Source organism: Bradyrhizobium shewense (assembly GCF_900094605.1).
Classification (GTDB): domain Bacteria; phylum Pseudomonadota; class Alphaproteobacteria; order Rhizobiales; family Xanthobacteraceae; genus Bradyrhizobium; species Bradyrhizobium shewense.
Genome location: NZ_FMAI01000035.1, coordinates 56,817 through 66,317 on the forward strand (window position 1 = coordinate 56,817; position 9,501 = coordinate 66,317).

11 protein-coding genes are annotated in these 9,501 nt (G+C 65.4%); 9 read left to right on the forward strand and 2 right to left on the reverse strand.

What is annotated here, in order from left to right:
* Positions 1-277: 277 nt before the first annotated feature.
* The gene (locus GA0061098_RS47105) at positions 278-400 is read right to left on the reverse strand and encodes a hypothetical protein (protein ID WP_283808032.1); all 123 of its coding nucleotides are present in this window, start codon (positions 398-400) and stop codon (positions 278-280) included.
* A gap of 131 nt (positions 401-531) precedes the next feature.
* Here GA0061098_RS47105 and GA0061098_RS45415 point away from each other — a divergent pair, with 131 nt between their 5' ends.
* From GA0061098_RS45415 to GA0061098_RS38115, 5 genes are all read left to right on the forward strand, one after another.
* Entirely contained in the window at positions 532-741 is a 210-nt protein-coding gene (locus GA0061098_RS45415; protein ID WP_165637863.1) for a hypothetical protein, read from the forward strand.
* 79 nt (positions 742-820) lie between these two features.
* Complete coding sequence (locus GA0061098_RS47110) at positions 821-952, forward strand: hypothetical protein (RefSeq protein WP_256379454.1); 132 nt, start codon at positions 821-823, stop codon at positions 950-952.
* 127 nt (positions 953-1,079) lie between these two features.
* Positions 1,080-2,204: a lactonase family protein gene (locus tag GA0061098_RS38110; protein WP_165637870.1), complete on the forward strand. Its 1,125-nt coding sequence runs from the start codon at positions 1,080-1,082 to the stop codon at positions 2,202-2,204.
* A 70-nt stretch (positions 2,205-2,274) separates the two neighbouring features.
* The gene (locus GA0061098_RS45420; RefSeq protein WP_165637864.1) at positions 2,275-2,448 is read left to right on the forward strand and encodes a hypothetical protein; all 174 of its coding nucleotides are present in this window, start codon (positions 2,275-2,277) and stop codon (positions 2,446-2,448) included.
* A gap of 242 nt (positions 2,449-2,690) precedes the next feature.
* Complete coding sequence (locus tag GA0061098_RS38115; RefSeq protein ID WP_165637871.1) at positions 2,691-3,581, forward strand: efflux RND transporter periplasmic adaptor subunit; 891 nt, start codon at positions 2,691-2,693, stop codon at positions 3,579-3,581.
* 174 nt (positions 3,582-3,755) lie between these two features.
* Here the strand turns inward: GA0061098_RS38115 and GA0061098_RS38120 are convergent, their stop codons facing one another.
* Positions 3,756-4,604 (reverse strand): caspase family protein, encoded by an 849-nt coding sequence (locus GA0061098_RS38120; RefSeq protein ID WP_091966504.1) that lies wholly within the window; start codon positions 4,602-4,604, stop codon positions 3,756-3,758.
* 447 nt (positions 4,605-5,051) lie between these two features.
* Between GA0061098_RS38120 and GA0061098_RS38125 the strand changes: the two genes are divergently transcribed.
* From GA0061098_RS38125 to GA0061098_RS38140, 4 genes are all read left to right on the forward strand, one after another.
* Positions 5,052-6,779, forward strand: a complete 1,728-nt coding sequence (locus tag GA0061098_RS38125) for a hypothetical protein (protein WP_091966506.1) — start codon at positions 5,052-5,054, stop codon at positions 6,777-6,779.
* 279 nt (positions 6,780-7,058) lie between these two features.
* On the forward strand, positions 7,059-7,784 hold the full coding sequence (locus tag GA0061098_RS38130) for a thermonuclease family protein (protein ID WP_091966508.1): 726 nt from the start codon (positions 7,059-7,061) through the stop codon (positions 7,782-7,784).
* A gap of 106 nt (positions 7,785-7,890) precedes the next feature.
* Positions 7,891-9,078: a pyridoxal-phosphate-dependent aminotransferase family protein gene (locus tag GA0061098_RS38135; RefSeq protein WP_091966510.1), complete on the forward strand. Its 1,188-nt coding sequence runs from the start codon at positions 7,891-7,893 to the stop codon at positions 9,076-9,078.
* Between the two features lie 128 nt (positions 9,079-9,206).
* Positions 9,207-9,501 (forward strand): helix-turn-helix domain-containing protein (locus tag GA0061098_RS38140; protein WP_129591055.1); only part of this gene is annotated, 295 nt, incomplete at its 3' end.

Sequence of the window (9,501 nt, forward strand, 5' to 3'; positions counted from 1 at the left end):
TTCGCCGGGCTGGATTCCCGATCCGATGGCACAACGACACTACACGAGGCCCGGCTGGCATGTGTCCGCCACTAAGGGCATGCACGGCGGCGGCAAACTCTGCATGCGAGATCGCCTACCTACAACAGAAGAAAGAGAACAGGCCCGCGCGCGCTAGATGGCCTGCTCGGCTCACCTCCCGCAAGCGGACGTCGCGACCGAGAGGGACGGGCACGCCGGCCGACGGGCATTGGCCGACATTGCGTCACGCGCATCGCCGACGACTTCTGGCGCGGGCTCAGAGCTTCTGTTTTGCCGCGGTGATCTCGACGAATTCCGCGTCGGGATGGCCGACGATGGTGGCGACCATGATGCCGCTGATGATCAGCGACCAGGCGGTGTTCCAATAAATCCAAAACACGAGCCAGCCTCCGTTTTGATCTCTCACGCCCGCGGGACCGGGGTAACGGCACAGCGACGCTGCCGTTCCCAACGCGCGGCGCGGCACTACCATGCCGCGAGGCGCTATTTTGATTTGGTCGGCGGCGAGGCGTGATCGGTTTGACCGGTGTGGCGCTTTGCCACGACGTCCTCATCGTGTTCGCCTTGGTGCGGGCGCGGCGGCGACTTGGGCTGGCCGGCTTGACCGCCATGCTTGCCGCCCATGTCGGGCTTACCTTCGAGATCGTTTTCACGAGGCATGCCGGTTCAATGCGCTGGCGCGGCATTGGTTCGCCTTGCGCCAGCCGTTTTCGCCTGTGAACGAGTTCATAGGATTGCCGCGGTTTGCAGTGCACGATTCCGGTGCCCGCGACTTCATGACAGCAACGGATTCGACCAGATGCGGAAACGACTCATCGCCTGGACCATCCTGACCTCCGCTCTGGTTGCGGTCGCCGTCTGGACTGTGCTCGGACCACCCGCGCATCCGTCCAGTCCGCATCTGCCCTCCCGGACCGCGGCGATGCGGTAGCCCCTCTCCGGCGACCGATGCAATTTCGGCATCGATCAATCCCAACTGGAATTTGGTGCGGCGGCGCGCCGCCCGCTATCCTCGCGGGCAAAACGACAAGGCCGCGGCCGGCCCTCAGGAGGAGCCCATGTTGAGACCGACCCGACGCATCGCATCCAAAGCGCCACGCGCTGCGATCGCCACCACCCTCACCTTCCTCGCCCTCGTTTCTGGAGTCCACGCCGGCATGGCCGAGACCTTCGCCTATGTCGGCAACGCCGACAGCAACGACATCAGTGTGTTCAAGATGACCGAGAGCGGCGAGATGACGCCCGTGCAGACGGCCGCCTTCAAGGGCGTCGACAAGCCCGGCTCCTCGACGCCGCTCGCGATCACGCCCGACCACCGCGTGCTGATTGCCGGTGTCCGCTCGCAGCCATTCCAGGCGGTCAGCTTTGCGATCGATCCCAAGACGGGCCAGCTCAGTCCTATCGGCAACGGACCGCTCGCCGACAGCATGGCGAACATCGCCGTCGACCGCAGCGGAAAATTCCTGTTCAGCGCCTCCTATGGCGGCAACAAGGTCGCGCTGAATCCGCTTGCCGCAAACGGCGTCGCCGGCGAGCCGAAGCAGGTGATCCCGACCGGGCTGAACGCGCACGCCTTCCTGCCCTCGCCCGATAACCGCTTCGCGTTCGCGACCAATCTCGGCTCCGACCAGGTGCTGGGCTTCGCGTTCGATGCCACGGCCGGCACGCTGACGCCGAACGATCCGCCCGCCCACAAGGTGCCGGAGAAATCCGGGCCGCGGCACTTCGTATTCCATCCCAATGGCAAGTTCGTCTATCTGATCCACGAGCTGAACGGCGACGTCGCGGCGTTCACCTATGAGGCCAGGAGCGGCGCATGGGACGAGATCCAGCGCACCACCGCGCTGCCCGAGGGCTTCAACGGAAAACCCTGGGCCGCCGACATCCACATCACCCCGGACGGCCGTTTCCTCTACGCCTCCGAGCGCACCACCAACACGCTCACCGCCTACAAGGTCGATGCGGCCAGCGGCAAGCTGACCACGATCGGCAGCGTGCCGACCGAGAAGCAGCCGCGCGGCTTCCACATCGATCCGACGGGGCGCTACCTCGCGGCGGTCGGCGAGCTCTCCGACAGCATGACGGTCTATGCGATCGACCAGGGCAGCGGCGCGCTGGCCAGGCTGAAATCCTACCCCACCGGCAAGAAGCCGAACTGGGTGGAGTTCCTGACCCTGCCGTGAGAAGACGGCCGCCGCCGACCTACGTAATCATCCGTAATTTCGGAAGGCGCGCCTTGCCGGCATATCATCGGTGATGGACCGTCATATCGTCTTCAAATGCCCGCAGACCGGCATGAACGTGCAGCATCGGCTCGGCGACGAGCCGGCCGACCGGACGCATGTGTCGGTGTCCTGTCCGGCCTGCACGCGCCTGCATTTGATCGACCGGGCGAGCGGCAAGCTGCTGGGAGAGCGCCGCGGCTGACGGGCCGTTTACGGCCGCGCCGCGACCTGTGCCGTTGACAGATGAGAGGACCGTGATCGACGGCACTTTGGGAGTAGTGCGCCGCCCGGCAGACGCGAACCTGTTCTCCAATCCTGCGACTAATCAAAGACTTGCTGCGTCGGCCCGCGGCGGCGTGGCCTTCCTTTTTGGGGCAACGCTGCCATAGTCCGGACGGCTGCCATCTGCTATCGATTGGAGGCATAGCCCCCGTGGAATTTCCGATGCGTCATTTGCCCCGTGCCGTCGTTCGAAGCCTGTGTCCCGCAGCCGTCGCCGGCATGCTCATCCTCGGTCCCTATCCGGCCCGAGCCGCCGATGACGACGCGCCCAAGGGGCCGGCGGTCACGGTGCTGAAGGTCGCGAAATCCTGCTTCTCCGACATCGTCGAGGCCACCGGCACGATCATCGCGCGGGAGGAAACGTCGGTGCGGCCCGAGCGTCCGGGCCTCAAGGTCACCGACGTGCTGGCCGAAGCCGGCGACACCACCACCGCCGGCCAGGTGCTGGCGCGGCTGGCGCTCCCCGAGGGCGGCACGCTGCAGGTCACCGCGCCGGTGGCGGGCGTGATCGCGACATCGACCGCCCAGATCGGAAATTTTGCCTCGGCCAAGGGCGAGGCCTTGTTCACGATCGTGGCGCGCAGCGAATACGATCTCGTCGGTCTGGTGGCGACCACCGACATGCGCAAGCTCGCGGTCAATCAGCCGGCGACCGTGCGGATCGCAGGCGCCGGCGACATCGACGGCAAGGTGCGCCGCATCGGCCCGACCGTCGAGCCGAACATCCAGCAGGGCATGGTCTATATCGGCATCTCCTCGCAGAAGCGGCTGCTGCTGAAGGCGAGCGGACGCGCGCTGATCAAGACCGGGCAGAGCTGCAACGTCGCGGTGCCGCTGACCGCCGTGCAATATTCATCCGCCGGCACCGTGGTGCAGGTGATCCGCCGCAACCGCGTCGAGACCAAGCGTGTCGAGGTCGGATTGATGTCGGGCGGCAATATCGAGGTCCGTGACGGCCTCAACGACGGCGATGTCGTCGTCGCCCGCGCCGGTGCGCTGCTGCGCGAAGGCGATCCGGTGCGCCCGGTGATGGCCGCGGAAGCGGCGAAGTAGGCAAAGTGGCTCGTGTCCCGGACGCGCTGCAGCGTGCAACGCTGCTGCGCAGAGCCGGGACCCATCTCGTCTCACAGAGCGATAGCCTAAAAAAAAATGGGCCCCGGCTCAGCGTCGCATCATTTCATGATGCGCCGCGTCCGGGGCACGAGACTTCGCAAGATCTAAGAAAAACTAGCCGCCGGCTTCGCCGAAGTGAACGTCCTCGAGCAAGGACGACGACACGGTCGGGACCTGGTCGCCTTCGCTGGCGCGGGAGATGGCGACGCGGGTCTTGTTGAAGACGCTTTCGGCGCTGCCCTTTGCACTGAGGTTGTTCAGGAACTCGCTGACCAGCACGCTGTGCTCGCCCTTGCCGTCGTCGACGACCTTGCCGGGCGAGGCGGAGGAGAGGATCAGCGCGTTGTCGGACGCGCTGATCGGCGCGAGCCCGTGGCTGTACGAGCGGAAGCGACGCTCGTAAGGATTGCGGCGCGAGGCATCGACGACGACGAGCTTGGCCTTGGCGCCCTGCTCCTTCATCATGTCGATCACGCCGTCGATCGAGACGCCCTGGCGGCGGACGTCGCTTTCCTTCCAGATCACGGCATCGACCGGCAGCATGTAGCTCTCGCGTCCGGCCTGCACGCCGTAGCCGCCGAAGAACAGCATGACGACGGTGTCGCGCTTGATCCGGGACTTCAGGCGATTGACGGCGCGGACCATGTCGTCCTTGGTCGCGTCTTCCACCATGTCGACGTCAAAACCGTTCTTGCGCAGGGACGAGGACAGCGCGCGGGCGTCGTTGATCGACTGCGTCAGCGGCGCGCTGGCGTCGGGATAATGTCCATTGCCGATAACGAGCGCGAGGCGCGAGGTCTGGGCGATCGAACCCGTGATCTGGTCGGTCGAGACGGCCTTGGCGGCGTCGATCGCGCGCATGTTGAGAGCAGCATGGGCGCCGATCACGAGCGACACCGTGCCGATGAGGGCCGCGGCCAACGCGATCGTGCGTCGGGAAATGTCGAGCTGCCTAACATTCATCTCGCTTCATTCCTGTCAGTGCCAAAGACCAGCCAAGCGCGCGCACACTGTTTGAGTAGCGCGATAGCGTCTTTAGGTTTGAGGGATTGGCCGGGGATGTGCCCCCGAATTGCGCGCAATTTGCGGCGCCGCACCAAACAAACCCTTAACCGGATATCGCCTCCCCGGCAATAGATTGCCCAAAAATTGAACTAAGTGGCTGAATATGTTCGTTAATTTTCCGGGGTAGATTTGTGCGTTTTTGCCCCTGGCGACCCTTTCCGAGCCTCGATCATGCAGCCTTCGTGCCGGCTTTTTCCGTGACCTTCATCACGTTTGTATTTCCTGCGAATCCGGGTAGCCTTTTCAACGACTTGCAGGGGGTCGCGCGTGGCTGGGAGCGCGCCGGCCGGCCCCCGGCCAAGACCTTGCCAAAGACCCCGCCAAAGTCCCGCGACCAGGTATTTCATGAGCCTTCATTATTTTGCCGGCGCCGCCTGCCGGGCGCTGACCGCCCGGAAGGACGGCCCCTCGCTTTACGATGTGTGCGATCCCGTATTGTCTGTTACGGCCAGTGGCGATCCGCATCTGGCCAAATTCTACAAGACCGCGCTCGGCAATCCCGCGTTGCGGGTGCTGCTGCGACGGGCCGGGCTGCCCGAGCTGCGCGACGAGGCCAGGCTCTCGGCGCTGCGCGAGGCGCTGGCGCGCGCCCGCGACGGGGCGGAGCCCGATTGGGCGGCGGTCGGCCAGCCGGTCGCCGATCTCGTCGACAGCATCGCGCTCGACCATCCCAAGCCGCCGCCGGCGATGTTCACCGGCTCCGCGCCGCCAGAGGCGCAGATCGACGGCGTGATCCGAGACTGCGCGCAGCATCTGCTCGGCTCGTACCGCAAAAACGGCTTTCTGCCGACCTACGCCGCCTTCAACCTGATCGGCGATCCTGATTTCCGCGGCCGCGAGCTGATCATGGCGCTCACGGGCCTCAACGCACGCGGCTACAAGAATTCCTCGCTGCTGTTCAACCTCGCCCGTGTCTTCATCGCGCGCACGCCAGCGCGTGCCGTGGTCAATCCGCCCTGGCGAGGCATCGCGGAGCCGATGTGGGAACCGGTGCAGATCCGCCATCGCTCGGCCTATTACGATGCGTTCTTCATCGAGGCGCTGCTGAGCTATGGCGAGACCGGGCTCGCCTCGGTGGCCGACAAGATTGCGGCCGAGCGCGCCATCGCCGACATGGTGGATTTCTGCGTCAACATCAGCCGCGAGGAGGTCGAAGGCATCGACGGTGCGCGCTTCAACGTCGTCACTGCGCTGGCGCCTCCGCCGCATCCGCGCTTTTCCCGCTACTTCGCGCAGATCAAGCAGGATCTCGGCTTCGGCGTTTACGTGCCGGATTGCGACACCACGGCCTGCTCGATCTCGGCCGCGACGCAGGCCGGCTGCCTTGATGAGATCATCAATCAGCCGCTGCTGGATTTCTACGCCGGCTACCAGGTGCGCGCCGGCGTCAACGAACCGCGCGTGACCGTGCCGCTCAACGACAATATCGACTATGAGGGCGGCGTCGCGACCTGGATCGACAATCTCAAGGGCGAGCGTCCCTACGGCAACGATCTCGATCCGACGCTCAATCTCGACATTCTCGAGGTGAGCTTTCGCAACCTCGCGCGCTGGAAAGTCCTGGAGACGCCGTCGCGGCTCGCCACGGTGCATCGCATCATCGGCTTCCAGAAGCGGTTGGCGGCGAGCGGCGCCTTCGCCAATCCGCGCTCGCACATCTATTATCTGCCCGAGCTCTACAGCGCCTATTTCGGCCGCTGCTATGCGGCGTTCCTGGCGCTGCCGCTGGCGGCGCAGGCCGCGATCGATCCCGCCGGCGATTTCGACTTCATCCGCCATCGCGTGCTGTCCTACGTCAAGGGCGAGCTGATGGCGGCGGAGATGAACGTGTTCGACGCGGCGCTGGCGCTGATCGCGCTCGGCCATCTCGGCGCCGACCCGCGCGCCTTCGCGCCGGCGCTGAACGTGATCGTCGCCGGTCTCGGCGAGGGCGGCCGCCGCGGCCCGTTCCGCGCCTATGAGTGGAACAAGATGAAGACGCCGACGCGGATTTTGGTCGGCGGGCCGGAGGTGACCTCGGCCTTCGTGCTGATGGGGCTGGCGGTGGCGAAGCGGGCGATGACGCGGGGGTGAGGGCACACTGTATCCGTGCCCCGGACGCAGCGCAGCGCCTCTTCGGCGGTGCGCTGCAGAGCCGGGGCCTATGCCTCTGCGAGATGTGTCTGTAAATTTCTGGGTCCCGGCTCTGCGGAGCGGCGTTGCACGCCGCACCGCGTCCGGGACACGAGCCGAGTGACCGTCGATCAATGACGGGAAGTTGAAAGCCTATCTGTTAGGCATACGCTGGCCCGACGGCCAAAAGCCGACCACAATTGCGCGATCTATCGAGATATTCATCACACGCGGAACGGCATGCTGCGAAAGATCCTGATTGCGCTGTCCTTGCTCGCTCTCCCGTCGCTGGCCGAGGCCGCCGACATCACCGGCACCGCAAAAGTCCGCGCCGGCGATGCCGTCGTGATCGGCAACACGCGGATCCGGCTCGGCGGCATCGACGCGCCTGCGGTCGACCAGCTCTGCCTCAACACCAAGAGCGAGCGCTGGACCTGCGGCGTCGCGGCGCGCGACGATCTTGCCAAATATGCCGAGGGCAAGAGCTGGGTCTGCCATACCCGTTCGATCGACCGGCGCGGCCGCACCGTGGCGCGCTGCGAGGTCGGCGGCGAGGACATCCAGAAATGGCTGGTGCGCAGCGGCTGGGCGCTGGCCTACACCCGCATCTCCAAGGACTACGAGCCCGACGAGGCCGCCGCGCGCGAGGCAAAAGCCGGGATGTGGCAGGGCGCCTTCATCGCGCCCTGGGACTGGCGCGTCCGCAACAAGAAGACCGCCATCCTCGGCGCCACCAAGCCGCCCGACGGGGCGCATGCGGTGCTGCTCGCCTCGGCCTCGGGACCGGTGGCGCCTTCCCCGGACTGCACCATCAAGGGCAACGTCAACAGCGCCGGCGAGTGCATCTTTCACCAGCCGACCAGTCGCTGGTACACCCAGATCAAGATGAAGATCAGCAAGGGCACCCGCTGGTTCTGCTCGGTCGAGGAGGCGGAAGCCGCCGGCTGCCGCGAGACCAAGAGATGAGAGCCCCAGACCTGCGTTTTGCGTGCTTTTCTTGGGGGTTCACGGCGCGTAAAACGTGATTCAGCAAACCCACCAGTCCGTTCTCAAGCAATAAGGACCAACAGCAATGACCGTTCGCGCGGGCCGGGAATTTCTGGCCATCCCCGGGCCCACCACGATGCCCGACGAGGTGCTGCGGGCGATGCATCGTCCGGCGATCGACATCTACTCCAAGGAGATGCTCGACCTGACCGAGAGCCTGCTCGGCGACATCTCGAAGCTGTTCTCCACCAAGGGCAGGTCCTACATCTACATCGCCAACGGCCACGGCGCCTGGGAAGCGGCGCTGAGCAACGTGCTGTCGCGCGGCGACAAGGTGCTGGTGCTGGAGAGTGGCCGTTTCGCGATCGGCTGGGGCAATGCGGCAGCGCTGATGGGCGCCGAGGTCGAGGTGCTCAAGGGCGACTGGCGCCGCGCGGTGCGGCCGCAGGAGGTCGAGGAGCGCCTGCGCCGCGACAAGGAGCACACCATCAAGGCCGTCGTCGTCGTCCAGGTCGACACGGCCTCGGGCGTGCAGAACGACATCGAGGCGATCGGCAAGGCGATCAAGGCGAGCGGCCATCCCGCGCTTTACATGGTCGACACCGTCGCTTCGCTCGGCTGCATGCCGTTCGAGATGGACAAATGGGGCATCGACGTTGCGATGTCCGGCTCGCAGAAGGGCCTGATGACGCCCCCCGGCCTCGGCTTCGTCGCCGCCAATGCGCGCGCGCTCGAGGTGCACAAGAAGGCCAATATGTCGACGCCCTATTGGAGCTGGAGCGAGCGCGAGGGCACCGAGAATTATCGCAAATACGCCGGCACCGCGCCGGTGCATCTGTTGTTCGCTTTGCGCAAGGCGATCGACATGCTGCACGAGGAAGGCCTCGAGAACGCCTTCCGCCGCCACAGCCTGCTCGGCGAAGCCGCGCGCCGCGCGGTTGGCGCATGGTCGGAAGGCCAGGTGCTCGGCTTCAACGTGGCGGAGGCCAACGAGCGCTCCAACACCGTGACCACGGTGACCATGAGCAACGGCCATGATCCCGCGGTGCTGCAACGCTATTGCAAGGACAAGTGCGGCGTCGTGCTCGGCACCGGCATCGGCGACCTCTCGGGCCAGGCCTTCCGCATCGCCCATATGGGCCACGTCAACGCGCCGATGCTGCTCGGCACGCTCGGGGTGATCGAGATCGGCCTCAACGCCCTGAAGATTCCGCACGGCAAGGGCGGACTGGAGGCGGCGGTCGCGTATCTCGGTGAAGAGGTGGCGGTGTAGGCGCCACCACAAACTCCACCGTCGTCCCTGCGAACGCAGGGCTTCTTTCTTCCTTCTCCCCTTGTGGGAGAAGGTGGCATAGGTGTGCAGACCGGATAGAGAGGTAACACAGTAGACCGGATGGATGGGTGACAGTTCTCTATCGGCTGGAGGAACAGCCGATGCCTTGGCGAGAGAGCTGTGCAGTGGACCAACGGGTTAGCTTCATTTCGGAACATCGAACCGGCTTGTGGACGATGACGGAGCTTTGCGAGCGCTACGAGATAAGCCGCAAGACCGGTTACAAATGGTTGGAGCGCTACCGGCTGGAAGGACCTGGAGGGCTTGCGGATCGCTCGCATGCCGCGCGTGTGCATGGGCGAGCGAGGCCACAGCACATCGTGGATGCGATTGTGGGGCTGCGGCTTGAGCGGCCGAGTTGGG